Source organism: uncultured Bradyrhizobium sp., assembly GCF_936928535.1.
GTDB lineage: Bacteria > Pseudomonadota > Alphaproteobacteria > Rhizobiales > Xanthobacteraceae > Bradyrhizobium.
Genome location: NZ_CAKZHY010000068.1, coordinates 1 through 24,130, shown reverse-complemented (window position 1 = coordinate 24,130; position 24,130 = coordinate 1). Strand labels below are relative to the sequence as shown.

Below are 24,130 nucleotides of genomic sequence, written 5' to 3'. Positions count from 1 at the left end.
CGTCATTCCGGGACGGCTCGAAGAGCCGAACCCGGAATCTCGAGGTTCCGGGTTCGATGCTTCGCATCGCCCCGGAATGACGGCGCACTACGCACTACTATTATTCGTGGCGGCCCTGCACCCACTGCTCCAGCATCTGCAGGCACATGGCGCGGTCGTCGTCGGAGGCCTTGGCGAAGGCGCGGTTGTAGTTTTCCTTGATCCAGGTCTCATCAGTGCTGGCACTGTCACGCGCCAACGTCAGCCACATCAGGCCGCGCGCGGCCTGCCGCGGCAGGCGATCGCCGTTGAACAGCATCTGTCCGAGCAGCGCCTGCGCCTCGTGCTGCCCCTTCTGGGCGGCAAGGCCGAGCCAGCGCGCGCCGTAGCGGAAATCCTCGCGCGAGGCGTCCGGCGTCTTCAGATAGAGCCGTGCGAGATCGTACTGCGCGTCCGCGTTGCCGAAATAGGACGCGGCATAGGAGAACATCTCCCGCGCCCTATCAGGATCGGCCTTGACCTTCGAGTTCGGGATGCCGCTCAGGTAATAGCGACCGAGCGCGACGAAGGCATTGGCCACGACCTGCGCCTGCGGCGCGGACGGGCTGTCCTCGGCATGCGCATTGGCGATCCGGTTGAAATATTCGAAGGCGCGCACGTCGTCCTGGGCGACGCCGTCACCGCTGGCGTACATGCGGCCGAGCTTCCACTGCGCAATGGGATGACCACCCTCGGCGGCATATTGCAGGGCGCTGAGCGAGGTTTCCTGAGTCGCGACCGGCGGCGCAGCCTTGCGCACCGCGCCCGCGGAACCGGGCAAGCTGGTCACGACGGGGATCGCCGCATCCTTCGGATTGACAGGCGCGCCGTCGAAGGCGAGCGCCGGCGCGGCCAGCACGGTAGCCCCCAACACAAACGCAACAATGGCACGCCTAGATGTCCGCATAGCACTGTTTCTCGTGCGCGCCGCCCGGATGGGTCACTGCCCCCCCGACCGCTGGTCCAACCTGTTGGGCATATTTCCAGAGCGCACCCGACGTGTGATTGGTCGCGCGAGCGCTCCATTTGGTCTTGCGCTGAGCCAGCTCAGCGTCGCTCAATTTTACGTTAAGGGTACCGGCGTCCGCATCGATCTCGATGATATCGCCGTCCTCGAGCATCCCGATCGGGCCGCCGACCGCCGCCTCCGGGCCGACATGGCCGATGCAGAAGCCGCGGGTGGCGCCGGAGAAGCGGCCATCGGTGATGAGCGCGATCTTGCCGCCCATGCCCTGGCCGGTCAGCGCTGCGGTGGTCTGGAGCATCTCCCGCATGCCGGGGCCGCCTTTGGGGCCCTCGTAGCGGATCACGATGACTTCGCCTTCGCGATAGGTGCGCTTCTGGACCGCCTCGAAAGCATCCTCCTCCCGGTCGAAGCACCTGGCCGGACCGGTAAACTTGAGGTTGGACATTCCCGCGACTTTCACGATCGCACCTTCTGGCGCCAAATTGCCCTTCAGACCGACCACACCGCCCGTGACGGTGATGGGCTTGTCTGCCGGGTGCACCACGTCCTGGTGCGGATTCCACTTCACGCTTTTGAGGTTTTCGGCGATCGTTCGACCGGTGACCGTAATGCAGTCGCCGTGGAGAAATCCGTTGTCGAGCAGCGTCTTCATCAGAAGCGGTATGCCACCTACTTCAAACATGTCTTTGGCGACATAACGACCACCCGGCTTCAAATCCGCGACATAAGGTGTCTTTTTGAAGATTTCGGCGACGTCGAATAAGTCAAACTTGATGCCGGCCTCATGCGCGATTGCCGGGAGGTGCAGTGCAGCATTGGTCGAGCCGCCTGACGCTGCGACCACCGCGGCGGCATTCTCGAGCGCCTTGCGGGTGACGATGTCGCGCGGGCGGATATTTTGCGCGATCAGGTCCATCACCTTCTCGCCCGCGGTCATGCAGAACGCGTCCCGGATCTCGTATGGTGCCGGGGCACCGGCGGAGTAAGGCAACGCAAGGCCAATGGCCTCGGAGACGGTCGCCATGGTGTTGGCGGTGAACTGCGCACCGCAGGCGCCCGCCGAGGGGCACGCCACGCGCTCGATCTCGTCGAGGTCCTCGTCCGACATGGCGCCGACCGAGTGCTTGCCGACGGCCTCGAACATGTCCTGCACGGTGACCTGCTGCCCGCGGAAAGTGCCGGGGAGGATCGAGCCGCCATAGATGAAGATCGAGGGCACGTTGAGGCGCAGCATAGCCATCATCATGCCCGGCAGCGACTTGTCGCAGCCGGCAAGGCCGACCAGCGCGTCGTATGCGTGACCACGCACGGTCAGTTCGACGGAGTCGGCGATGCATTCGCGCGACGGCAGCGAGGAGCGCATGCCGTCATGGCCCATGGCGATGCCGTCGGTGACGGTGATGGTGCAGAATTCACGCGGCGTGCCGCCGGCGGATGCGACGCCCTTCTTCACCGCCTGCGCCTGGCGCATCAAGGCGATGTTGCAGGGCGCGGCTTCATTCCAGCACGAGGCAACGCCGACGAAGGGCTGATGGATCTGCTCGGTGGTCAGACCCATGGCGTAGAAGTAGGAGCGATGAGGCGCGCGCGCAGGGCCTTCCGTCACGTGACGGCTCGGCAGCCTCTGCTTGATGTTGGCCTTGGCGTCCATCGCGACCAGTTTCCTCGGCTCCAGTGTCCCGGCTAACCCTTGTCAGTTCAGGAAGATCGGAGCCAAGGTTTGAATCGACCTTGGAATTTTCCTGCCGCCAGCAAGGGACCAGCCCGTCCCGGAAACATTCGAGTGATTTTATTCATGTTCGGGTGTGGCCAAAAAGCGGCGCCGATGCGAACGGGCTGCGATATCGGTTAAATCGCACAGGAATGTTGCTTGGAAAGCACGATCGTTACCGGGAAGACACGGGTTTTCTTACCCAAATACCCTCGCGGAGATGACAGTTCACAATCTCTGATTTCATGACACGGCATGTGCGATCTGATGTGCGGTGATGGCCGCGCGCCACCCAAGTGAGTCGATGCCGCCGTCATTGCTTGTCGTCTTAGCTTTAGGGATCGCATTTCGCCGTGCGGACTGCGGCACATCAGTATTTCCGAATTTCGGCAACCTGCACAGACACGGCGCATTCGAAGCGGTTCTCGTTGATTCAGATCAACCGCGAGACCTCATGAGTGATGTCAGCTGTGCTCGATGACGTCTTGCAGGGAGAGAACGATATGAAAAACCGTGTCAGGCTTCTCGGATTGATCGTGACGGCTGCGCTGTTTGCGGCAGCTCCGTTGTCGCTCCACTACGCGCCGGCGAAAGTTCTATCCGTATCCCTCGACAATGCCGAGGCGAGAGTGGGACGACCGCTCACGCCGGGGAGCGTGGCTGGCGTGCATCGCAGGGTGCATCGGCGAGCCTATTATGGTGCTGCAGCGGCGGGAGCCGCGGCCTACGGAGCGTATGGCTACCGCAGAGCCTGTGGCTACTATCCTTATCCGCCCTGCTATTGAGGGCGCGTCGCGGCTCACCCCGGTGAGCCGCTTTTGACATGTCGCGGCATCCATCGTCTGCCGGGGCCGGTTGCGGTCCGGGAGCGATGGAGCATTGACTGATATAGGGTACCCCCCTATCTTATCGTCATGTCGCACACCATCAAGCACAAGTCGAAGCTGATCGGCCGGGTCCGCCGCATCAAGGGTCAGCTCGAGGCTGTCGAGCGGGCGCTGGAGTCGGAGATCGGCTGCGCCGACGTGCTGATGCTGGTGGCTTCGGTGAAAGGCGCGATCAGCGGTCTCACCACCGAACTGCTGGAAGACCACATCCGCCATCATGTCGTGGATCCCGCGCATGAAAAGGATCCGGAGAAGGCCAAGGGCGCCGCCGACCTCATCGACGTCGTCCGCACCTATTTGAAGTGAATGTCATGACCGACCTGTCCCACGTGCTCCAGCAGAGCAGCGCACACGCATGGCTGTTCGTGCCCAGCGCCATCCTGCTCGGCGCGCTGCATGGTCTCGAGCCCGGGCATTCCAAGACGATGATGGCCGCGTTCATCATCGCTGTCAGAGGCACTGTGCTCCAGGCCGTGCTGCTCGGCCTGTCGGCGACCATCTCCCATACCGCGATCGTCTGGGCGGTCGCGCTCGCGGGCCTGTATTTCGGCCGGGAATTGTCAGGCGAACGCAGCGAAGCCTGGCTGCAACTGGTCTCCGCCGCGATCATCATCGGCGTCGCCATATGGATGGCCTGGCGCACCTGGCGGGACCAGAACCACGATCATCACCATCATCACCACCACGATGAGCCGCAAGCCATCTCGCTCGCCGGCTTCGCGCTGCTGCTGGAGGTGTTCGAAGACGGCGTGCCGCCGCGCTGGCGAATCCGGAGCGAGAACGACGCGCTTCCGGCTCCCGGCGACATCAGGGTGACGACGATCCGCGAGGACGGCTCGGAGCAGACATTCGCGTTCGCTGACCGCGATGGGTACCTCGAAAGTATCGATGAGATTCCCGAGCCGCATGCGTTCAAAGCGCGCATCGCGCTCGCCAGCGACGCCACCGAGCGGCTCTTCGAAGATCACGATCACGACCACATCGATCTCGGCGACGAGGACGACGCGCATGCGCGCGCCCACGCCGCCGACATCCGCAAACGATTTGCCGGACGCTCAGTCACGACGGCACAGATCGTCCTGTTCGGCCTCACCGGCGGATTGATCCCCTGCCCCGCCGCGATCACCGTGCTGCTGCTCTGCATCCAGCTGAAGCAGTTCAGCCTCGGCTTCGTCCTGGTGCTGTCCTTCGGCATCGGGCTCGCGATCACGATGGTGTCGGCCGGCGTCCTCGCCGCGCTCAGCCTGCGGCACGTCGAACGCCACTGGGGCGGCTTCACCCGCTTCGCCCACCGTGCGCCCTATGTCTCGGCGACCCTGATCGTCTTTGTCGGCCTGTACACCGGCTGGATCGGCCTGCACGAACTGATGGCGTGAGGGCGTCGCGCGCAGGATCACACAGTCCGGCGCGGTGCTGCCACAGCATGTCGTCTCGCAGCCGCTGACCAGCGCAGCCACGGTCTCTTCCAACGCGCGCAGCTCCGCGATCCTCTTTCTGATGGAGCGAAGGTGTTGCTCCGCAAACGTCTTGGTGTCGCTGCAGGGCAACCGCCGCTCAACCGATACCAGGATGTCGCTGATATCGTCGATTGAAAAATCGAGATCGCGGCAATGCTTGATCAGGCTAAGCGCCTTGACGTCGTCGCTGCCGTAGATGCGTTGACCGCCCTGCCGAGCCGGGGGCGCGAGCAGGCCGATGCTCTCGTAATAGCGGATGGTGGGGACCGAAACGCCGGCCGCTTTGGCGAGGACGCCAATTCTCAATGCGCATGGGCTGATGACGACGTTGTCGATCGCCGTGGTGCTCTGCGCCTGGGGCTGGATCGTGTGGCGGTCGCGGAGGACCGGCCTGAAGACCCGCTCATCAGTGCTGGCGGCGATGTGCGCTGCGACCGTGCTGACCGCGACGGCCGCGCTGTGGCCGGTGATGGAGCATACCGTCTTCCACGCGCTCGGCGTTGCCACGAAGCCGAAGCCGCCCGCCGGCTGATGGACGGGCTCTCGGTCTAGGCACGCTGATCGAAACGCGCAAACACCGCGCTCGTCAGGCCGCCGAGCAGGGTCCAGAACACCAGGCTCGTCACCGTCACCGCGGTGACGAACTGGTGCGACAGCGACGACGGCACGTTGGTCTCGATGTTGGCGAGATCAGGCGCGCCGATCAGATGCGGCAGGGTCAGCAGGATCACGCCCGATATCGCCGCCGGCACAGTGCGGCGGAAGACGATCAAGGCAAGCCCTCCCGCAGTCGCCAGCACGGCGGCGAGCCACCAGATCTGCCGCGACAGCAGCGGCGACGAGGGCACGCCGGGCAGCTCCGGTGGCAGGCCGAGGCCAGGCGCGAGGGTGAAGACGGCGAAGCCTGCCAAGCCCCATAGCAGGCCTTCGTGCCAGGACACGCGCCTCCCGGTTGCGCCGCTGCGCATGGCGAAGAAACCGGCCAGAAGCAGCGCGAAGCCGATCGCAGTCAGGACGTTGGCGGCGGCGGTGTAGGCATTGCGCTCGAAACCGTCGCGCGGCTCCCAGGCGCCGCTATGATCGTGGTCGCCGGCGCCGTGATCATGGGCTGCGTGGTCATGGTCGGCATGCTCGTGCCCGGCCGCGGCCGGCTGGGCGGTGGCCGGCGCCTCGTGCTGGTGCGTCTCCGCGGCCTTCTCGAAGACTTCCGCCTTCAGGATCAGGGGGACGGTGCCGAACTGCTGGACGACGGTGACGAGGAGGCCGACGATGAAGCCCGAGATGACGGACGCGAAGACGATCGCGCGAAACGTGCTCATGCCGTCGAGGTTAGTGGCAGGGGAACGCGTTCGAATGGCGCACGTCGTGCGCCGCGTTGTGGACGACGTCGATGTGCGAGAAGCCGACCATGCCGACGACGAACACGCCGAGCACCATGGCCATCACAGCCTGCGACAGCCGTCCCAGCTGCCCGGCGGCGACCGGAAGCGTGACCTGGGCCGAGGTCTGGGCGTTGGCGAGCTGGGACTGGCTCATGGTCTATTCTCCATTGGCGATTTGCGCGTCTTCTAGCAGCTTCCGGGCAATGTCGCGACTGGTAAGATGCAGGCTTACCCCGGGCAAAATGCCCCTGCGGGCGATCTTGGCGTCCGCGGCCGCGCGAAAGGCCCGTTCAAACCGCCGGAAATGGCCGAGGCAGGCCTCCGGCGTCGGCTCCGCGCCGAGTAATGTCCGGAAAGCGCCCCGGTGCACGGCGCAGATCGCGCCGTGTCCGACCACCGGAAAGACCAGCGAGGCGATGTCGTCCCGCCAATGGACCTCGCCGCTCAAGGTGTTGCGCGGCGCACAGACGACAGGGTCATGGTCGCCATGGGTAATTTCCTGGGTGATCTCCTGACGATCTCCGGGGACCACCCTACCACAGCTATCGATGAATCACCCCGCGCCTAATCCGGCCGGCGCCTGTTCGCTTGCATCCTGATCGTGGCCCTTTCGCCGGCGTCAACCAGCTGGCCGATGCCGGTTCTTCCGGCGAGAGCGCAGCGAATGATGTTTTCCGCTGCCGATTTGCGGAAGCCATGGTCCTCGCCATCAGGGCGATTGCGGCAGACCCGGTCCAGCGCCAGCTTCATGTTGATCCGGGTGCGGGTATCGAAATGCTCGCTGATCATGCGACGGTCTCGTGCGTTGGTGTCGGGACGAAAACGTCAGGCGCGCGTCTGGGTTCCAAGGCAGCATCGCACTTGCATCCGCTCTCTTCCGTCGAGACGGGTGAGCTATGCTCGACCTCTTTCCGTTGAGACGGGCGAGCTAGCTCGCCCTCTTGTTTGCGTCGAGACGGGCGAGCTACGCTCGCCCTCTTGGCCGCTGCTGGGCCTGAGCCCAGGCGGCTTTGACATCATGCGGCGGAACATCGACACGCTTGATCGGCATCAGCTGACCGGAGGCCGAAATGATGGCCGTCTCTTCGTGACGGCAGCTGGGGCACACAAAGCGAACTTCGTGCGGCGATGCCGACCAGCTCGAGCGTTTCACATTGGCCGCCATCGGCCATGCCGCGCAATGCGAGCATGACACCAGAAACCGACCGGGATCGAGCATACCCATTCCTTAGGACTCCGCGTCCTGCCGCCCTCTTCTAATGATTGACCCATGTGAATCGTTCCGGTGCGGAGACACCGCAAGTCAGACTAGCGCTCGCTGTCCCCGGAGCGCGGCCACATCCGGGCCAGTGTTCCATCGCGCACCACCCATGCGTGCCAGATCGTCGCCGCGATGTGGAGTGCCACGGCGACATAGACGACATAGGCCAGCGTATCGTGCGCGACCTCGCCGGCATGCGCGATCTCGGGATTGCCACTCACCAGGCGTGGCCAGCTGAACGTCCAGAAGTATTTCAGCGAATAGCCGCCGGCGGACGAGAACGCATAGCCCGTGAGCGGCATCGCGAACAGGATGAGATAGAGCGTGACGTGATTGAGCCGTGCGGCGAGGCGCACCAGCGCGCCGAACGACGATGGCTCGGGCGGCACCCTCGTCGCCGCGCGCACCATCAGCCGCAGCACCGACAGGAACAGCAGCGTCATGCCGAGCGATTTGTGCACCTCCAGGAGCTCGCGGCGCGGCGACGTGCCCGCCGGCTGAAGTCCGCAGTAAAAACCGATCAGCACGGCCGCGATGAAGAGCACCGCCGTTGCCCAGTGAATCCTGCGCAGCAGCGGCGCATAGGCCGCCGTCATGTCCGCCGACATCAGGCTTCGTCGGCAATCCCGTTGCGCAAGCATCCGACCTTGTCGATCTCGACTTCGACAACGTCGCCGGCTTTCATCCACAGCGGCGGCGTGCGCCGCGAGCCGACGCCCCCCGGCGTGCCTGAAGCGATGACGTCGCCGGGCTCGAGCCGGGTGAACTGCGAGCAATAGTCGATCTGGCGCGGGATATCGAAGATCATCTGATCGATCGTGGTGTCCTGCACCACCTCGCCGTTGAGGCGGGTCTGCAAACGCAGCGGACCGACATCGCCGACCTCGTCGGGCGTCACCAGATACGGGCCGAAGCCGCCGGTCGACGGAAAATTCTTGCCCGGCGTGAACTGGTGGGTGTGGCGCTGATAGTCGCGCACGCTGCCCTCGTTGTAGCAGGCATATCCGGCGATATGGCCCCACGCCTCGCTGCGCGAGATGTAGCGGCCGGGCTTGCCAATGATGACGGCAAGCTCACCCTCGAAGTCGAGCTGGGTCGAGACCTTCGGCCGAATGATGTCGGTGAGATGACCGGTCTGGCTGTTGGCGAAGCGGCCGAACACGGTGGGATTCTCGACCTCGGAGCGGCCGGTCTCCTTGCGGTGGTTCTCGTAGTTGAGGCCGATGCAGAGGATCTTGTCGGGGTTCGGGATGACAGGCAGAAACTTGATCTTCGCCAACGGATGCCGCTTGGCCCCGGCAGCCGATTTGGCAGCCTCAGCCAGCGCGCCCGCCGCGATCGCCGATTTCAGGTCGGGGTAGCGATCCCCAAGGACGGCGCCGAGATCGGCCACGCTGTCGCCCTCCACCAGGCCCCATGAGGCAGTGTTGTCGATTTCAAAGCTTGCGAATTTCATGTGGTGTCCTTGATAGGCCGATCAGGTCGACGTGGCAGAGAGAATAGTAGCTGAAGATGATCGCGAAGAGGTCTTCGCAAAACGCGCGATGGTCCGCTCCGGGAAGATGAGTGCGAACGCGGCAACCGCGCCGACGATGAGAATGCCGGCGGTAAAGGTCATGGCGTGGGCATAGCCGAGCGCGCTGTTGCTGCCCGCCTCGCCGACGATCCACCCCGTGAGCGCGTTCGAGAACAGCGCGGATGCCGCATTGCCTGAATAGATCACGACAATCAGCCGGCCCCGCTGCGCCGGCGGCGCCACGGCGCCAAGCGCAACCGGGCCGAAGATCGTGGTGAGGCTAGGCGCCGCGAAGGCGATCGCCACGCAGGCAAGTTGGAGTGCGCCCGAGGTCACGATGCTGAGCAGCAGCGCGCAGCCTGCAATCCCCAATGCCAGTCCAGAGGCGTTGCCGAGGCAGGCGCGCAGGCTCCAGCCCCGACGCTGAAGCGCTTGCGTGATCCATGAGCCGCTGAGGAGTAGCGGCGACTGGAACATATAGATGGCCGAAATGATCCAGCCGACATCGGTCGGCTTGTAGCCGAGCCCGAGCTGAAGGAACGGCGGCAGCCATGTCGCTGAGATACCGACGATCCAGTACGACATGGTCGACATGATGATGACGCCAATCACCGTCGGATCGGTCCACAGTATCCGCGCCGGCACGTTCGGCGACGCCGCCGGCGCATCGTGGCCCGCACTCGCCACGGCGTAGGGTCCCTCCCCGCCGATCACGCTCCAGGCGATCATCCAGGCAATGCCGAGCAGGCCGCAGATCAGAAAGCCAGTGCGCCAGCCGTGATTGAGGATCACATAGGTCAGCAGCGGACCGCCCGCCAGAAGCCCGACGCTGATCCCCTGCAGGACCACCGCACTCGGAACGCTGCGCTTGTCGGCGGGAAACCAGTTATAGCAGGCGTGCAAGGCCGTCGGCAGGCCGGGCCCCTCGCCCGCGCCGAGCAGAATGCGGCACACGACCAGCACCGCGACGGAGCTCGAGAAGAACACCGGCAGCTGCGTCGCCGACCAGATCGCGGCAAGCAGCATCAAGATCCACTTCACCGGGAAGCGGCCGACCACGAACAGCCCAACGGCCATGCCCGAGAGCGAGAACAGCAGAAAGAAGCTGCTGCCGATCAGGCCAAATTCCTTCGGGCTGAGCGACAGCTCCTTCATCATCGGCACCGCCGAGAGGCCGAATACCAGCTTGTCGAAGAAGTTGATGGTCTGGAACAGAAACAACATGATGAGAACCGCGTAGGCGCGCGCAGGCACCGTGGGCTCCGTCGTTGAGCTCGCCGATGATGGCATCATTTCCCCCCCGTTGAAATTTGTCGTTGTTGTTTTCATTGCAGCCGTACCTCGAGACCGGACAGCATCGCCGTGAGTCCGGGCTCATCCGCCGCGACGCCGTAGACGTAGTGATCGGGGCGCACGATCGCGGCGGTGCAGGCGTGTCGCCCGAACCAATGTGTCACCACGCCGCTCTCTTCTCGCAGGACGTCAGGCCCCTGATCGTGATCTGCCGTCGCAATCGCGATCAGGCGCAAGCCCATCTCCGTCGCGCGTGCCGCGATGGCGCTCGACCGGGTCAACGCACTGTCGCCCTTCAGCACCAGCCGCCAACCGGCACCGCAGGCCGCGTCGAGCAGTTGCCGGCCGCCTGATGTCAGTATCCAAGGCTGGGGGAACAGTGTGCCGTTAACGGCATGCGCCATGTCGGCGCGCAGGCCGCAGCTGAGCGGCGGCACGATCTCCTGGCGGGTGATGGTTCGCGGCGCACCGCCGCCTTCGGCGAGGATGCGGGCATCGCGCGCAGCAGCCGCGTCCGGATCGCGCTCGCAGATGACGTGGCCGATCGCCTTGATGCGCGTTGTCAGCTCACGAACATGCGCGCTGCGCTCGTCCTGGTAGGTGTCGAGCAATGCCGCACCGGACTCTCCACGCAGGACGCGCCCGAGTTTCCAGACCAGGTTGGCGACATCGCGAACGCCCTGGCACATGCCTTGGCCGATGAACGGCGGCTGCTGGTGGGCGGCGTCTCCGGCAAGGAAAACGCGCCCCTCGCGCCATTTGCTGGCGACCAGGGCATGAAAGCGATAGCTCGCTGCCCGCCATAGCGTCGCATCGTCGGGCGTGAGCCAGCGCGCCAGCAGCCGCCAGACCTGATCGGGCTGCTCCATGGCGCGCGGATCTTCGCCAGGCGACAGCATGATCTCGAAACGCCGATGCGCGCCCGGCCCGACGATGTAGGTGGTCGGCCGCGCCGGATCGCAGAACTGCGCAGCTGTGCGCGGCAGTTTTGCGATCCTTGAAGCGTTGACCCTGAGGTCGACCACCAGCCAAGGCTCGTCAAAGACCAGATCGTCGAAACCGATCCCGAGCTGGCGGCGAACGGAGCTCGATGCGCCGTCGCAGGCGATGACATAGTCAGCTGTAACCTTGCGCGTGCCCCGGTCGCTGCTCAGCTCGAGCGTCACGCCATCAGGCGCCTGGCTGAGACTCCTTAACTCAGTGCCCAACTCAACGGCCACCGACGGATAGGATCGCGCATGCGCGCGCAGGATCTCCTCGACCGGCGGCTGGGTGAACACCATGGTCGGCGTATAGCCGAGCGGATAAGGCTCGCTCACCATGTCGATGCGGCGGATCAACTGGCCGCGCGCGCCAAAATGTTCCGACGCCGGAAACGGCGCAATATGCGGACGCATCTGCCCGGCAATACCGAGATTGTCGAACAGCCGCAGAATCTCGTGATCGAGCGCGATCGCGCGTGGCTTGTCATAGACCGCGCGATCGCGATCAACGGCCAGCGTTCGAATGCCTTGCGCGCCCAGCAGGCTGGCAGCAACGGCACCTGACGGGCCGAAGCCGACGATAGCAACCTGAACCTCGTTCGCGCTGATCGAACCGGACACTGACCTCGATACCTCGTTTGCGTGTTGGTGGATCGTCGTGCTCACGGCGCGGCGTAGCGAACAGCCAGTTGCGCCGCCTTGACATGGTCGGCCTTGGGCGGCGCGATGCCCCATTGATCGCTGCGGCCCGGCGGCCAGACCCACTGATCCGGACCCCGCACGACGTAGCTGTCGTCAACCTGGAGCACCTCGGCGGTGTATTCGATCACGGTTCCGACGGGGTCGATGAAGTAGGAGAACACGTTGTCGCCGGGCCCGTGGCGGCCGACGCCCCAAGCGATCGGAAAACCTGAATCGATCATGCGCCCGGAGCCGCGCATCACGGCTTCAAGGTTCGGCATCAGGAAGGCGACGTGATTGAGCCCGTTCACCTTAGCGTCAGCGATCACCACCGCGTGGTGATCGCTGTTGCAGCGGACGAATGCCATCGCCTTTGAGCGATCCGTGAGCTGAAAGCCGAGCGCCCGCTCATAGAAAGCGGTGGAGCGATCGACATCCATGCTGTTGAGATTGACGTGCGCAAGCCGTTCGGGCCGATCGCCTTGTGGTGGCTCAGGCGCATGACCGACATCGCCATGAACGAAACGCAGGATGCCGCCTTCCGGCGCACGAACGGCCATCATCGCGCCGCCCTCGGGCGCGTCGTTGGGAGCTGGACTGCGGACCAGCCGAGCGCCCTCGGCAATTGCGCTGGCGGCAATGGCATCGAGATCGTCCGCGCGCTTGACGCGAAACGTGACGGCGCCGAGCTCCGGCCGCTCACTCTGATAGAGCGCAACGACGTGATGATCGCTGCCGGTCGCGCGCAGATAAACGAATCCGGCCGCCCGCGTGACGAGCAAAAGGCCCCAGACGTCGCAATAGAATCTCACGGAGCGATCCAGATCCGGCGTGCCGAGATCGACGCTGCGCAGCGCTGTCACCGGAAACCGGGCCATGAACGCACTCCTCCGTCAGGCCGCTGTCCGGGCATCCCGGGCGTGGCTTTCTTGATCGTGGTCGCACTTTAACGACCGACATGCTCCTTTTATTACACAAAACCATATTCGCAAGAAAAATTTATAGATTTCTTGGAATCATCATCAGATGTATATGATGACAAACCGTAAGCTCAGCGAACCACGGAGGCTGGAGCGGTGGAATTGACTGCGGCACCTTCCCTGCCCGCGCCCTCGACGCAGGCGAGCCATGTCTATGACCGGCTGCGCGAAGACCTGCTGTCCGGGCGCCTCGCCCCGTCGCGCAAGCTCCGGATGCGGTTCCTGATGGAAACCTATCAGACTGGCCAAACGCCGCTGCGCGAGGCGCTCAACCGGCTGACGGCCGACGGACTGGTGGAGGTCCGCGAGCAGCGCGGCTTCTACGTCAAGGACGTCAGCCGCGCGGAGCTGGCCGAGCTGACCAAGACGCGCTGCTGGGTCGAGGCGCTGGCGCTACGCGAGTCCATGGCAGCGTCAACGCCGGCCTGGGAGGAGCAGCTCGTCCTGGCCCAACATCGGCTGAGCCGTGTGCCGCGCTCGCTGAGCGCCACCGAATTCGAGGACAATCCCGAATGGGAAAGGCTGCACCGAATCTACCATCGCACCCTGATCGGCCAATGCGGCTCGCAATCATTGATCGCGTTCTGCGGCCAGCTTGCGGACCAGCTCTATCGCTACCGCCGGCTGTCGATCAGTAAGGCCTTTCCCTCACGCCATGTCGGTGACGAGCATGCGGCGATCACGGAAGCCGTGCTGAGCGGCGATGCCGACCTGGCGGTGAAGCTGCTGACGGCACACTATCAGCGCACGGCCGACGTCATCCTTCAGGACGAGGCGATCTTCCCGGAACTGCGACGGGAGGCGGCGCGCGGCTGACCGGACGCAGTGCCGCTCATCCTCAGTGCGCGCCATGGAGCGTGCAGGCGGTCGTGCAGGTGACGGTATTGCCGTGATCGCACGACTTGCAGGCGGCAACGCACTGATTCATGTCGCGAGCATTGTAGCTGCTATAGCTGCGCATCGGGCAGAGCGGGGTCGAGCCGGTGACGTCCTGCTCCTGGTTGCAGGCTGCCGTCAGAAGCGCAAACAAGGCGACCACAAAGAGACGCATGGGATGTCCAACCATCGGACGAGTGACGTTCGCGGGCAACGGCAGCGTAACTTGGCAACCTTGCCCCAGGCATTCCCATCGCCGGGAACCGCGAACAGCGCGATTCCCGTATCCTATGGAGGATGCGTCTCAATTATTAAAAACGAATTGCGATCGCCCGACGTCCCGCAAAGACACGGATGCGGAACATCGTGCCTCGTTCTTGGCCACGCCTCCTGCCGGCCTCAGGCGGCGGCCCTGGTCGCGATCGCCTGGCGCATGTCGACCGCGAGCTGACGGTACTGCTCCGAAAGCTTCAGGTAGAATTCGCGCTTGTTGCTGTCGGTCGCAAGCTTGGCAATCAGCTCGCACTCGGCGGTGAGCGTCTCGAAGCGCTCCAGCCTGTCCTCGAGTTCTGTCATCGGCGTGTCCCCATCTAACGCCTCAGGGACGACAAACCTAAGCCCGGAAAATGGGTCACGGCGAACATCGTTATGAGGTAGAATCAATTATTCCTGGCGCGTGCAGCTATTTGCTGTCCATGCGCCAGGCACCGTCCCAATCGGCCGCCAGCGGCGCGATCTCGAACTGCGCGATGCGCGCAAGCATGGCCTGCGACGGGCCGTCGCCGGGGACGCTCTCCAGCGCAGCATTGAACGCTGAACGGGCGTCGGCGAAGCGGCTTGCGCGATAGGCGGCAAGACCCTCGCCGTAGTGCGCGCGCAGGCTCTCCTGTGACGCGGTGAGCGCGCCTGCCCGGCCCATCAGTTCGAACACCGGTTGCGGCACGCTCTGGCCGACCACCGCAAGGCGGTCGATCTCGCGCAATTCGAGCCGGGATCCAATCGCCTCGGCGGTCGCCTGCGAGATCAGGATTCGGGTACCGTAGACCTTGTTCACGGCCTCCAGGCGCGAAGCGAGGTTCACGGCATCGCCCATCACCGTAAAGCTCATCATCAGCTCGGAGCCGATGCTGCCGGTCAGGACCTCGCCGGTGGCGATGCCGATCCGCAGGTCGCAGGCCACGGGCATGGCCCGGATGCCGAGGAGGTCAGGCAGCTGCTTCTGGAGGGCGGGCACCTGGTCAGCCATGTCGACAGCGGACAGGCCGGCGAGCAGCGCCTGCTCGTCCTCCTCGATGAAGGGCGGGCCCCAGTAGGACATGATGGCGTCGCCGATATATTTGTCGATCACGCCGCGGTTGTTGCGGATCGGGGCGGACATCACAGTGAAATAGTGGTTCATCACCTTGACGAGGCCGCGCGGGGTCATGCCCTCGCTCATCGAGGTGAAGCCGCTCATGTCGCAGAACATGATGGTCATCACCCGGCGCTGGCCATCGACGGCGACCTCGGGCCGGTCGATCAGGCCCTGCACCACCTTGGGATCGATGTAGCGACCGAACGTCTCGCGGATGCGCTCGTTGTGGCGCAGCTGCTCGATCATGCGATTGAAGGCGGCGGCGAGTTCGCCGATCTCGTCCTGGGTCGAGACGGTGATGCTCTTGTCGAAGCGCCCTGCCTCGACCTCGCGGGCACCGGCGAGCAGCAGCCGCACGGGCCTCGTGATGCCGCTCGAGACCAGCAGTGCGAAGGCAAATCCGACCACGGCTGCGAGCAGCGTCACGATGGCCGAGATGACGATCGCCTGGTGCTGGCGACTGATCACCTGCGACGTCGAGAAGAAGACCTGCGTCAGCATGTCGGCGCGGATCGCATCGACCTTCCGGTTGAACGCATCGCGCAGCGTATCGAGCTGTTCCAGCGTGCTGCGAGCCTCGGCCATGTCCTTGGCCTCGACCTGCTTGAGCAATTTCGCATTGCCCTCGTCCAGATTGCGCCGCAGCTCGGTGACAGCGCTCTCGATACGAACGTCAAGCCGCGCCAGCGCGGCATTGTCGGAATAGGTCCTGGTATCGTCGATGATGGCGTTGATGAGCTTGCGCGCGGTGTCGGCCTCCTCCTCGAACTTGCGGTCCAATGCCTGGAAATCGCGAAGCCGCGCCGCATAGGCCTCCTCGTCGGTCGGCGATCCCATCCTGGTCATGACCATTTGGCGCAGCGCCAGAGCCCGCTCCAACGAGCGGATATTGGCGCGGGCCAGATGGCTATACGCCGGGATGTAGCGGTTGGTCAGCTCGTCCAGGAGAATGCCGACCTGGCTCGACATCACCATCGACAGGATCGAGGTGATCAGCATCAGGACGATCAATCCGAGGGCGATGCCGACGATCTTGCGCCGGATCGACTGGTTGAAAAGCGGCATGAGGGGGCAAAGGGCTGAAGAAGGGTCTATGGAACTCAATACACTGGATTTTGGCCGGGGAACACGCGCAATCCGTCGGGTTTGGCGCTGGGAGCGGCCTGCAACCGTCGCGCGAGGCCAATTCGTTAATAAAGGTTAAAGGAGCTGCCGCTTCCGCCCTCGGCAAGTTCCCGCGGTCCAATCCGTATTTTGCCGCATTGTTGAACGAGCGTGAGGAATGCGAAACGATGTCATGGCATCGTTTTGGTGCCGTTCTTGATTCTCAAGCCGCATGTCGTCGCGGACCTTGGTTTGAAGTGGTTTCGCAGGGGGACCATCGAATGAACCAGTGCCTACGCTCGCTCGCGTGTGTCGTTGCCGTGGCCGCTTTGGCCCTCCTTCCCACCGAGCTGGCAGCGAAGAGCAGCCACAAATCATCTGCGTCCAAATCATCTGCGTCGAAGAAAACGCACGAAGCGAAGGCCGGCAAGCAGCGGCATGCTGCATCGGGCAAGCACGGCAAACGCGCCGAGGCCAGGCGCAAGTCGAAGAGGCAGGACGAGGAGCCCGCGGACAAGCCCGCACCGCCGGCGCTGACCGGCGACCTCGCCGCGCTGAAGGACGCGATCGATCTCGCGCGCAAGGGCAAGACCGACGATGCGACCGCGGCGCGCGACCGCATTGCCGATCCGGCCGGACAAAAGCTCGCCGACTGGTTCATGCTGCGCCATTCCGAGAGCACCGCGCCCTTCAAGCGCTATGCCGCCTTCCTTGCCGCCAATCCGGATTGGCCGAGCGCTGTGCTGCTGCGCAAGCGCGCTGAGGCGCGGCTGTGGCAGGAGAAGAGCGATGCGGCCACCGTTCACGCTTTCACGATGGACCGGCCGATCAGCGCCAAGGGCAGTTTTGCGCTCGCCCGCGTGCTGATCAGCGAAGGCGACAGCGACAGGGCGACGCGCCTCGTGCGCGAGGCCTGGCGCTCGGAGGAATTGTCCGAGCGCAGCGAGGAGGATTCCTACGACGCGTTCCACGATCTGTTGCGGAGCGAGGATCATCGCGCCCGCATGGACAAGCGCCTCGGCGCCAAGGACTATGCCGGCGCAAGGCGCGCCGCAAAACGCCTCGGCGAGGATGCACTCGCGATCGTCAAGGCCTGTGCCGCCGTCAACGGCAAGGAGAACAAGGCCAAGGATTATCTCGAGGACGTGCCTGAGGACGCGCGGCGCGACCTCGGCTATGTGCTGTGCCGCGCGCAATGGCACCTCCAGAAGGATCGCATCGACGATGCGGCCGAAGTGATCCTGGCTGCTGCGCCGGACATGATGGCGGCGCAGGACACCGATGCGTGGTGGCGCGAGCGCCGTCTGCTGGCGCGAAAGCTGCTTGACCAGGGCAAGTTCAAGACCGCCTACGACGTGGTGCGCGCGGCTGCCGTGCCGGCGATGGAGGTCTACCGCGTCGACTATCACTTCATGTGCGGCTGGATTGCGCTGCGCTATCTCGACGATCCCAAGACCGCGATGATGCATTTCGCTGCGATCGACGAAGGCTCAGCCAATCCGATCGCGCTGTCGCGGGGGTATTACTGGCGCGGCCGTGCGGCCGAAGCGTTGGGCGCAGTCACTGATGCGCAAGCGAGCTACAAGGCGGCCGCGCGCTATCCGACCGCCTATTACGGCCAGCTCGCCCGTGCGCGGCTCGGCCTCGAGGGGCTAGAGTTGCGCGCGCCCTCGCCCGTGCTGGCCGCAGCCGATACGCCGGCGGCCGACGAGCGCGTGCGCGCCGCCGACATGCTCTATGCCATCGGCGAACGTGATACGGTGTTCTACTACGCCGAGGATTTCGCCAAAGAGAGCACCGACGCCGCCGCGCTCGCAGGCCTTGGCGAGCTCGCCGGCCAGCGCAACGACGCGCGCGTGATGCTGGAGGTCGGCAAGTCGGCTCTGGCCCACGGCCTCGCGCTCGACCACTACGCCTTCCCGACCATCGGCATCCCCGAGCACACGCAGGTCGCGCCCGCGATCGACACCAGCGTGATCTATTCGGTGGCGCGCACCGAGAGTTCGTTCAACCAGCGCGACAAGTCGTCCGCCAATGCCGTCGGCCTGATGCAGGTGACGCCGGAAGCGGGCCGCGACACCGCCAAGCGCTTCGGCGTGACCTATGACTGGGACAAGATGGTCTCCGACCCCGTCTACAACACGCAGATGGGCGCCGCCGAGCTCAGCGCGCTGCTGTCGGAATATCGCGGCAACCAGATCATGACCTTCGCCGGCTACAATGCCGGTCGCGGCCGGGTGCGTGAATGGGTGCAGGCGCACGGCGACCCCAGAGATCCCAAGATCGATCCGGTCGACTGGGTCGAGCGCATCCCGCTCTCGGAAACGCGCAATTACGTCCAGCGCGTGATGGAGAACGTGCTGGTCTATCGCGCACGTTTCGAAGGCAGCGGCATGGTCGCCGGCAAGACCGACCAGCGCGTGGTGACGCAGGATGCCAGCGCCAAGGCTGTGCCGGCGGGATTTGTGGGGCCGGAGTAAGAGTGGATCGCCTCACTCCACTGTAATGTTCGCCGCCTTGATGATCGGCCACCATTTTGCGATCTCGGCTTTCTGCTTGATGCCGAGTGCTTCCGGCGTGAGCTGATCCTTGGGCGTCATCTCGAGGCCTTGGCTTTCGAGCTGCTTCTTCACTGCGGGATCGTTGAGCGCCTCCACGGCGGCGGCATTGAGCTTGGTGACAATCTCTTTCGGCGTGCCCTTCGGCACCCACAGGCCGGACCACAGCGTCATGTTGAAGCCCTTCAGGCCAGCTTCATCCGCAGTCGGGATGTCGGGCGCCGAGGCGAGACGCTTGTCATCGGTGATTGCGTAGGCGCGGATGGTGCCGGCGCGGACCTGGTTGATCGAATTGGAGGTCTGGTCGACGATGATGTCGATCTGGCCGGCGATGAGGTCGTTCAGCGCCGGCGCGGTGCCGCGATACGGCACGTACTGCAGCTTGACGCCGGAGACGCTTTCGAAATAGACGCCGGCGATGTGGCTGCCGGAACCCGCGCCCGCCGTCCCCGCCGTCGGCGGTGTGGGGCGCGACTTCAGCCATTCCAGCAGCTCCTTCAGCGAGGTCGCGGGCACGGCGTTCTTGCTGACCACGATCATCGGGTTGCTCGGCAGCAGCACCACCGGTTCGAGGTCGGTGACGAGATTGTAATTGAGCTTGTAGACGGCACCGTTCGCAACATGCGTGCCGAGATGGCCGAACGAGATGGTGTAGCCATCGGGCGGCGAATGCACCGCGCGCCCCACCCCGATCGAGCCGCCGGCGCCGGTGACGTTCTCGATCACCAGGGCCTGACCGAGCGACTGGCGCATCCGCTCGGCAAGCACGCGCGCCATTGCATCGGACGGGCCGCCGGCGGCAAAGGGCACGATGATGGTGATGGGGTGCGACGGATAATCGTCGGCGCGCGCGACGCCCGAAACAGCGAGAATGGCAATCAGCGCAGCCCAGACGGCCTTCTTCATTGTCTTCTCCAAGCGATGTCTTTTTGTTTTTCTTCGCCTCTCCCCGCTTGCGGGGAGAGGGAGAAAGAAGATCTAGAACTGCGTGTAATCGATCGGCTTGTGGCGATCGAGCGTGCGGGTGACCGGCGGCAGCGGGTACTTCAGACCGGTTGCGCAGTTGAACAGCATCACGCGGTCGGCTTTCGAGACGCGGCCGTCGGCAAGGCTCTCCTTGTAGGCGGCGTAGGTCGCGGCGCCCTCGGGGCAGAGCAGCAGCCCCTCCTCGCGCGCGACTTCGTTCAGCGCCGCCGAAATCTTGTCGTCGTCGACGGCGATCGCAAACCCCTTGCTCTCGCGCACGGCGCGCAGAATGAGAAAGTCGCCGATCGCCTGCGGCACGCGGATGCCCGCCGCGATGGTGTGAGCGTCCTCCCAGCGCGTCGCATGCTCGGTGCCGGCCTCGTAAGCGCGCACCATCGGCGCGCAGCCGGAGGCCTGCACCGCGACCATGCGCGGGCGCTTGCTTCCGATGAAGCCGATCTTCTCGAGCTCATCGAACGCCTTCCACATGCCGATCAGGCCGGTGCCGCCGCCGGTCGGATAGAAGATCACATCGGGCACGTCCCAGCCGAGCTGCTCGGCGAGCTCGAGGCCCATCGTCTTCTTGCCCTCGATGCGGTACGGCTCCTTCAGCGTGGAGGTGTCGAACCAGCCGACCTTGGCCTTGCCCTCGCCGACGATCTTGCCGCAATCGTCGATATAGCCGTTGACGCGGTAGACCGTGGCGCCCTGCAGCTCGATCTCGCTGACATTCACCTCCGGCGTGTCGGCCGGGCAGAAGATCGTGGTCTTGATGCCGCAGCTCGTCGCATAGGCTGCAAGCGCTGCGCCGGCGTTGCCGTTGGTCGGCATTGCCATGTGCTTGATGCCGAGCGCCTTGCCCATCGACACCGCCATCACCAGGCCGCGCGCCTTGAACGATCCCGTCGGCAGACGTCCCTCGTCCTTGACGATGATCTCGCCGCCGCCGAGCTTCTTAGCCAACTTGGGCAGCCGGATCAGCGGCGTCGTGACCTCGCCGAGCGAGACGATATCCTTGCATTTGCGCACCGGCAGCAGTTCGCGATAGCGCCACATGTCCGCCGGGCGCTGCGACAGCGCCTCCTTGGTCAGCGCCTTCTTCACGCCCGCAAGGTCATAGCGCACCAGCAGCGGCTTGCCGGCCTTGGAGAGGTTGTGAACCTGGTCCGCCGCGTAATGATCGCCTTCCATGGCACATTCGAGATGCGTGACGAAAGTCGGGCGTTCGATGGTGAGATTGTCGTTGTCGTGCATGATTTGCCTCTTTCTTTTTGTTTATTGAAACCGCTCTCTCCACTCGTCATTGCGAAGAGCTCTTACGACGAAGCAATCCAGACAATTTCCGCTGTGAGACTCTGGATTGCTTCGCTGCGCTCGCAATGACGGCGGTGGGCGCCGTCCTACTCGTCAAATATTCAACACCCGTCCGTACGCGTCCAGCACGGCTTCCTTCATCATCTCCGACAGGGTCGGATGCGGGAACACCGTGTGCATCAGCTCTTCTTCCGTCGTCTCCAGATTCATTGCGACGACGTAGCCCTGGATCAGCTCGGTGACTTCAGCGCCGACCATGTGGGCCCCTAACAGCTGGCCGGTCTTCTTGTCGAAGATCACCTTGACCAAGCCCTGGTCCTCGCCGAGTGCGATCGCCTTGCCGTTGCCGACGAAGGGGAAGCGGCCGACGCGGATCTCGCGGCCGCTCTCCTTGGCCTTGGCTTCGGTCAGGCCGACCGAGGCGACCTGCGGATGGCAGTAAGTGCAGCCCGGGATCATCAGCTTGTCCATGGGATGCGGATGCAGGCCCTTGATCGCCTCGATGCAGATCACGCCCTCATGCTCGGCCTTGTGGGCGAGCATCGGGGGGCCGGCGACGTCGCCGATGGCGTAGATGCCCGGCACGTTGGTCTTGCCGTAGCCGTCGATCACGACGCAGCCGCGGTCGGTCTTCACGCCGAGTTTTTCGAGCCCGAGATTTTCGATATTGCCGACGACGCCGACAGCCGAAATCACCCGCTCGAACTCCGTGGTGACGGGCTTGCCCTTGCCATCGTCGATGGTGGCGACGACGCTGTCGGCTTTCTTTTCGAGCTTGGTCACCTTGGTCGAGGACATGATCTTGATGCCCAGCTTCTCCAGCCGCTTGCGGGCAAGGCCGGCGATCTCGGCATCCTCGACGGGCAGGATCTGCGGCAGCACCTCGACGACGGTGACGTCGCTGCCCATGGTGTGGAAGAACGAGGCGAACTCGATGCCGATCGCGCCGGAGCCAACCACCAGCAGCGATTTCGGCATCCGCTCGGGCACCATCGCTTCGAAGTAGGTCCAGATCAGCTTCTTGTCGGGCTCGAGGCCCGGCAGCACGCGCGGCCGCGCGCCTGTGGCCACGATGATATGCTTGGCCTGATAGGTCCCCTCACCCAGCGAACCCTTCGGGCCCTCGACGTCGGATTTCTTCACGGTGATCTTGCCGGGCGCATCGATCGAGGCCGCGCCCCAGATCACGCTGACCTTGTTCTTCTTCATCAGGAAGCCGACGCCGTCATTCAGCCGCTTCGAGACGCCGCGCGAGCGCTGCACCACGGCCTTCGGATCGAACGAGACCTTCTCTGCCGACAGGCCATAGTCCTTGGCGTGCTGCATGTAGTGATAGATCTCGGCAGAGCGCAACAGCGCCTTGGTCGGGATGCAGCCCCAGTTCAGGCAGATGCCGCCGAGATAGGATTTCTCGATGATCGCGGTCTTGAAGCCGAGCTGCGCCGCGCGGATCGCGGTGACGTACCCGCCGGGGCCCGAGCCGATGATGATGACGTCGAAGGATGTGTCGGCCATGGAGGCTCCCGTTCAACTTAAGAAGTTGCGCCGCGGACGCGGCGTCTGGAAATCAAAAACCTGACCAGCCATTCGAGCGCGACGATGAAGGCCAGGATGGCCAAGCCGATGAAGAAGATCGGCTGGGAAATGTTTCGCGAGAGCTGTTCGCCGGAGAGAAACGCGTCGCGGAAGACCTCGCGGCCGATCGGGCTGACGAGGATCGCGATCGCGAGCAGCACTGAAATCCAGGGCCATCGCGTCCGCATGCACCTCGCCCTCCCCGCGTCAGACCATCATCATCACGGGGTTCTCGATCAGCTGCTTGAACGCGCCGATCAGCTCGGCGCCGAGCGCGCCGTCGATGGCGCGGTGATCGCAGGACAGCGTCACGCTCATCATTGTTGCGATCTCGATCTTGCCGCTCCGCACTACCGGCCGCTCCTCGCTGGTGCCCACCGCGAGGATCGTCGCATGCGGCGGGTTGATCACCGCCGTGAAGTCCTTGATGCCGAACATGCCAAGGTTGGAAACGGCCGTGGTGCCGCCCTGGTATTCCTCGGGCTTCAGCTTGCGCGAACGGGCGCGCGCCGCAAAGTCCTTCATCTCGTTGGAGATGGTCGAGAGCGTCTTGGTCTCGGCCTTGCGGATGATCGGCGTGATCAGGCCGCCCGGCATCGCCACGGCAACGCCGACGTCGGAATGGTGATGCTTGACCATGCCTGACTCGGTCCAGCTGACGTTGCAGTTCGGGATCTTCTGCAGCGCCACCGCCATCGCCTTGATGACGAAATCATTGACCGAGATCTTGTAGAGCGGCTTCTTCTCCTTGTCCTTCGGCGCGGCGGCGTTGATCTCCTCGCGCGCCGTGAGCAGCTTGCCGATGTCGCAGTCGATGGTGAGATAGAAGTGCGGGACGTTCTGGATCGACGCGGTCAGCCGCTGCGCGATGGTACGGCGCATGCCGTCATGCGGGACGATGTCGTAGGAGCCCGGCTCGAACAGCGACAGGATCTGCTTGTCCGACATGGTCGGTGCGATCGACGGCGCGCCAGCGGACGGCGCGGCGGCGGGCGCCTTGAGGCCCTTGCCCGATTTGGCCTGCTCGACGTCCCGCGCCACCACACGGCCATGCGGGCCGGTGCCTGTGACCATCGAGACGTCGATGCCGGCTTCCTTGGCCAGACGCCGCGCCAGCGGCGATGAGAACACACGGCCGGCATGGCCGTTGCCCTGCGCGGCCGGCGCAGCAGCCTGAGGCGCGGGAGCGGCAGCAGGTGCCGGCGCAGCCTTGGGCGCGGCAGGCGCCGGAGCCGGCGCAGCCGCGG

Annotated in this window: 25 protein-coding genes and 1 pseudogene; 5 read left to right on the top strand and 21 right to left on the bottom strand. The window is 64.5% G+C overall.

What is annotated here, in order from left to right; all coding sequences use genetic code 11:
• Positions 1-100 precede the first annotated feature (100 nt).
• Both Q0687_RS10570 and ilvD read right to left on the bottom strand, forming a co-directional pair.
• The gene (locus tag Q0687_RS10570) at positions 101-925 is read right to left on the bottom strand and encodes a tetratricopeptide repeat protein (protein WP_298875693.1); all 825 of its coding nucleotides are present in this window, start codon (positions 923-925) and stop codon (positions 101-103) included.
• Complete coding sequence (ilvD, locus tag Q0687_RS10565) at positions 912-2,636, bottom strand: dihydroxy-acid dehydratase (RefSeq protein WP_298875690.1); 1,725 nt, start codon at positions 2,634-2,636, stop codon at positions 912-914. The genes Q0687_RS10570 and ilvD overlap by 14 nt, the downstream gene beginning before the upstream one ends.
• 974 nt (positions 2,637-3,610) lie before the next feature.
• Here ilvD and Q0687_RS10560 point away from each other — a divergent pair.
• On the top strand, positions 3,611-3,889 hold the full coding sequence (locus Q0687_RS10560; protein ID WP_063706516.1) for a metal/formaldehyde-sensitive transcriptional repressor: 279 nt from the start codon (positions 3,611-3,613) through the stop codon (positions 3,887-3,889).
• A 5-nt stretch (positions 3,890-3,894) separates the two neighbouring features.
• Entirely contained in the window at positions 3,895-4,959 is a 1,065-nt protein-coding gene (locus Q0687_RS10555; protein WP_298875681.1) for a nickel/cobalt efflux transporter, read from the top strand.
• Between the two features lie 84 nt (positions 4,960-5,043).
• Here the strand turns inward: Q0687_RS10555 and Q0687_RS10550 are convergent.
• Positions 5,044-5,346, bottom strand: a pseudogene (locus Q0687_RS10550) (MerR family transcriptional regulator); the annotation flags it as partial.
• 13 nt (positions 5,347-5,359) lie between these two features.
• Between Q0687_RS10550 and Q0687_RS10545 the strand changes: the two are divergent.
• Positions 5,360-5,572 (top strand): hypothetical protein, encoded by a 213-nt coding sequence (locus tag Q0687_RS10545; RefSeq protein ID WP_298875677.1) that lies wholly within the window; start codon positions 5,360-5,362, stop codon positions 5,570-5,572.
• Between the two features lie 16 nt (positions 5,573-5,588).
• Here Q0687_RS10545 and Q0687_RS10540 read toward each other — a convergent pair whose 3' ends face one another.
• From Q0687_RS10540 to Q0687_RS10495, 10 genes are all read right to left on the bottom strand, one after another.
• Entirely contained in the window at positions 5,589-6,359 is a 771-nt protein-coding gene (locus Q0687_RS10540; RefSeq protein ID WP_298875674.1) for a CbtA family protein, read from the bottom strand.
• 10 nt (positions 6,360-6,369) lie between these two features.
• On the bottom strand, positions 6,370-6,576 hold the full coding sequence (locus tag Q0687_RS10535; RefSeq protein ID WP_298875672.1) for a CbtB-domain containing protein: 207 nt from the start codon (positions 6,574-6,576) through the stop codon (positions 6,370-6,372).
• 3 nt (positions 6,577-6,579) lie between these two features.
• Entirely contained in the window at positions 6,580-6,954 is a 375-nt protein-coding gene (locus tag Q0687_RS10530; protein WP_363323940.1) for a hypothetical protein, read from the bottom strand.
• Between the two features lie 32 nt (positions 6,955-6,986).
• Positions 6,987-7,211 carry a hypothetical protein gene (locus Q0687_RS10525; RefSeq protein WP_298875669.1) on the bottom strand — a complete coding sequence of 75 codons (225 nt, stop codon included), beginning with the start codon at positions 7,209-7,211 and terminating at the stop codon, positions 6,987-6,989.
• Between the two features lie 175 nt (positions 7,212-7,386).
• Positions 7,387-7,647 (bottom strand): hypothetical protein, encoded by a 261-nt coding sequence (locus Q0687_RS10520; RefSeq protein WP_298875666.1) that lies wholly within the window; start codon positions 7,645-7,647, stop codon positions 7,387-7,389.
• Between the two features lie 83 nt (positions 7,648-7,730).
• Positions 7,731-8,291 carry a cytochrome b gene (locus Q0687_RS10515; RefSeq protein WP_298875662.1) on the bottom strand — a complete coding sequence of 187 codons (561 nt, stop codon included), beginning with the start codon at positions 8,289-8,291 and terminating at the stop codon, positions 7,731-7,733.
• On the bottom strand, positions 8,291-9,139 hold the full coding sequence (locus Q0687_RS10510) for a fumarylacetoacetate hydrolase family protein (RefSeq protein WP_298875659.1): 849 nt from the start codon (positions 9,137-9,139) through the stop codon (positions 8,291-8,293). Before Q0687_RS10510 ends, Q0687_RS10515 begins: the two co-directional genes overlap by 1 nt.
• Positions 9,140-9,160: 21 nt before the next feature.
• Positions 9,161-10,489, bottom strand: a complete 1,329-nt coding sequence (locus Q0687_RS10505; protein ID WP_363323941.1) for an MFS transporter — start codon at positions 10,487-10,489, stop codon at positions 9,161-9,163.
• A gap of 35 nt (positions 10,490-10,524) precedes the next feature.
• Positions 10,525-12,096, bottom strand: coding sequence for a bifunctional 3-(3-hydroxy-phenyl)propionate/3-hydroxycinnamic acid hydroxylase (locus tag Q0687_RS10500; protein ID WP_298875653.1), 1,572 nt, complete (start codon positions 12,094-12,096; stop codon positions 10,525-10,527).
• A 41-nt stretch (positions 12,097-12,137) separates the two neighbouring features.
• On the bottom strand, positions 12,138-13,034 hold the full coding sequence (locus tag Q0687_RS10495) for a VOC family protein (protein ID WP_298875650.1): 897 nt from the start codon (positions 13,032-13,034) through the stop codon (positions 12,138-12,140).
• A 198-nt stretch (positions 13,035-13,232) separates the two neighbouring features.
• Between Q0687_RS10495 and Q0687_RS10490 the strand changes: the two genes are divergently transcribed.
• Entirely contained in the window at positions 13,233-13,952 is a 720-nt protein-coding gene (locus Q0687_RS10490; protein ID WP_298875647.1) for a GntR family transcriptional regulator, read from the top strand.
• A gap of 22 nt (positions 13,953-13,974) precedes the next feature.
• Here Q0687_RS10490 and Q0687_RS10485 read toward each other — a convergent pair whose 3' ends face one another.
• From Q0687_RS10485 to Q0687_RS10475, 3 genes are all read right to left on the bottom strand, one after another.
• Positions 13,975-14,187 carry a hypothetical protein gene (locus tag Q0687_RS10485; RefSeq protein ID WP_298875644.1) on the bottom strand — a complete coding sequence of 71 codons (213 nt, stop codon included), beginning with the start codon at positions 14,185-14,187 and terminating at the stop codon, positions 13,975-13,977.
• 224 nt (positions 14,188-14,411) lie between these two features.
• Positions 14,412-14,588 (bottom strand): hypothetical protein, encoded by a 177-nt coding sequence (locus Q0687_RS10480; RefSeq protein WP_164933862.1) that lies wholly within the window; start codon positions 14,586-14,588, stop codon positions 14,412-14,414.
• Between the two features lie 106 nt (positions 14,589-14,694).
• Complete coding sequence (locus tag Q0687_RS10475; RefSeq protein WP_298875635.1) at positions 14,695-16,431, bottom strand: adenylate/guanylate cyclase domain-containing protein; 1,737 nt, start codon at positions 16,429-16,431, stop codon at positions 14,695-14,697.
• Positions 16,432-16,751: 320 nt separating this feature from the next.
• On the opposite strand from Q0687_RS10475, the gene Q0687_RS10470 reads away from it, so the two are divergent.
• Positions 16,752-18,950, top strand: a complete 2,199-nt coding sequence (locus Q0687_RS10470) for a lytic transglycosylase domain-containing protein (RefSeq protein WP_298875634.1) — start codon at positions 16,752-16,754, stop codon at positions 18,948-18,950.
• Positions 18,951-18,962: 12 nt separating this feature from the next.
• Here the strand turns inward: Q0687_RS10470 and Q0687_RS10465 are convergent, their stop codons facing one another.
• From Q0687_RS10465 to Q0687_RS10445, 5 genes are all read right to left on the bottom strand, one after another.
• The gene (locus tag Q0687_RS10465; protein WP_298875631.1) at positions 18,963-19,934 is read right to left on the bottom strand and encodes a tripartite tricarboxylate transporter substrate binding protein BugD; all 972 of its coding nucleotides are present in this window, start codon (positions 19,932-19,934) and stop codon (positions 18,963-18,965) included.
• 72 nt (positions 19,935-20,006) lie between these two features.
• The gene (locus Q0687_RS10460; protein WP_298875628.1) at positions 20,007-21,248 is read right to left on the bottom strand and encodes a threonine synthase; all 1,242 of its coding nucleotides are present in this window, start codon (positions 21,246-21,248) and stop codon (positions 20,007-20,009) included.
• A gap of 153 nt (positions 21,249-21,401) precedes the next feature.
• Positions 21,402-22,823 (bottom strand): dihydrolipoyl dehydrogenase, encoded by a 1,422-nt coding sequence (gene lpdA / locus Q0687_RS10455; RefSeq protein ID WP_298875625.1) that lies wholly within the window; start codon positions 22,821-22,823, stop codon positions 21,402-21,404.
• 17 nt (positions 22,824-22,840) lie between these two features.
• Complete coding sequence (locus Q0687_RS10450) at positions 22,841-23,044, bottom strand: hypothetical protein (protein WP_363323939.1); 204 nt, start codon at positions 23,042-23,044, stop codon at positions 22,841-22,843.
• A 46-nt stretch (positions 23,045-23,090) separates the two neighbouring features.
• The coding region (locus tag Q0687_RS10445; protein ID WP_298875619.1) for a 2-oxo acid dehydrogenase subunit E2 at positions 23,091-24,130 on the bottom strand (1,040 nt) is incomplete at its 5' end.

Excerpts from the sequence above, each read along its gene's own strand:
- Q0687_RS10570 (WP_298875693.1), bottom strand. The coding sequence starts at position 925 with ATGCGGACATCTAGGCGTGCCATTGTTGCGTTTGTGTTGGGGGCTACC.
- ilvD (WP_298875690.1), bottom strand. The coding sequence starts at position 2,636 with ATGGACGCCAAGGCCAACATCAAGCAGAGGCTGCCGAGCCGTCACGTG.
- Q0687_RS10560 (WP_063706516.1), top strand. The coding sequence starts at position 3,611 with ATGTCGCACACCATCAAGCACAAGTCGAAGCTGATCGGCCGGGTCCGC.
- Q0687_RS10555 (WP_298875681.1), top strand. The coding sequence starts at position 3,895 with ATGACCGACCTGTCCCACGTGCTCCAGCAGAGCAGCGCACACGCATGG.
- Q0687_RS10545 (WP_298875677.1), top strand. The coding sequence starts at position 5,360 with ATGACGACGTTGTCGATCGCCGTGGTGCTCTGCGCCTGGGGCTGGATC.
- Q0687_RS10540 (WP_298875674.1), bottom strand. The coding sequence starts at position 6,359 with ATGAGCACGTTTCGCGCGATCGTCTTCGCGTCCGTCATCTCGGGCTTC.
- Q0687_RS10535 (WP_298875672.1), bottom strand. The coding sequence starts at position 6,576 with ATGAGCCAGTCCCAGCTCGCCAACGCCCAGACCTCGGCCCAGGTCACG.
- Q0687_RS10525 (WP_298875669.1), bottom strand. The coding sequence starts at position 7,211 with ATGATCAGCGAGCATTTCGATACCCGCACCCGGATCAACATGAAGCTG.
- Q0687_RS10520 (WP_298875666.1), bottom strand. The coding sequence starts at position 7,647 with ATGGGTATGCTCGATCCCGGTCGGTTTCTGGTGTCATGCTCGCATTGC.
- Q0687_RS10515 (WP_298875662.1), bottom strand. The coding sequence starts at position 8,291 with ATGTCGGCGGACATGACGGCGGCCTATGCGCCGCTGCTGCGCAGGATT.
- Q0687_RS10510 (WP_298875659.1), bottom strand. The coding sequence starts at position 9,139 with ATGAAATTCGCAAGCTTTGAAATCGACAACACTGCCTCATGGGGCCTG.
- Q0687_RS10505 (WP_363323941.1), bottom strand. The coding sequence starts at position 10,489 with ATGCCATCATCGGCGAGCTCAACGACGGAGCCCACGGTGCCTGCGCGC.
- Q0687_RS10495 (WP_298875650.1), bottom strand. The coding sequence starts at position 13,034 with ATGGCCCGGTTTCCGGTGACAGCGCTGCGCAGCGTCGATCTCGGCACG.
- Q0687_RS10485 (WP_298875644.1), bottom strand. The coding sequence starts at position 14,187 with ATGCGTCTCTTTGTGGTCGCCTTGTTTGCGCTTCTGACGGCAGCCTGC.
- Q0687_RS10480 (WP_164933862.1), bottom strand. The coding sequence starts at position 14,588 with ATGACAGAACTCGAGGACAGGCTGGAGCGCTTCGAGACGCTCACCGCC.
- Q0687_RS10475 (WP_298875635.1), bottom strand. The coding sequence starts at position 16,431 with ATGCCGCTTTTCAACCAGTCGATCCGGCGCAAGATCGTCGGCATCGCC.
- Q0687_RS10470 (WP_298875634.1), top strand. The coding sequence starts at position 16,752 with ATGAACCAGTGCCTACGCTCGCTCGCGTGTGTCGTTGCCGTGGCCGCT.
- Q0687_RS10465 (WP_298875631.1), bottom strand. The coding sequence starts at position 19,934 with ATGAAGAAGGCCGTCTGGGCTGCGCTGATTGCCATTCTCGCTGTTTCG.
- Q0687_RS10460 (WP_298875628.1), bottom strand. The coding sequence starts at position 21,248 with ATGCACGACAACGACAATCTCACCATCGAACGCCCGACTTTCGTCACG.
- lpdA (WP_298875625.1), bottom strand. The coding sequence starts at position 22,823 with ATGGCCGACACATCCTTCGACGTCATCATCATCGGCTCGGGCCCCGGC.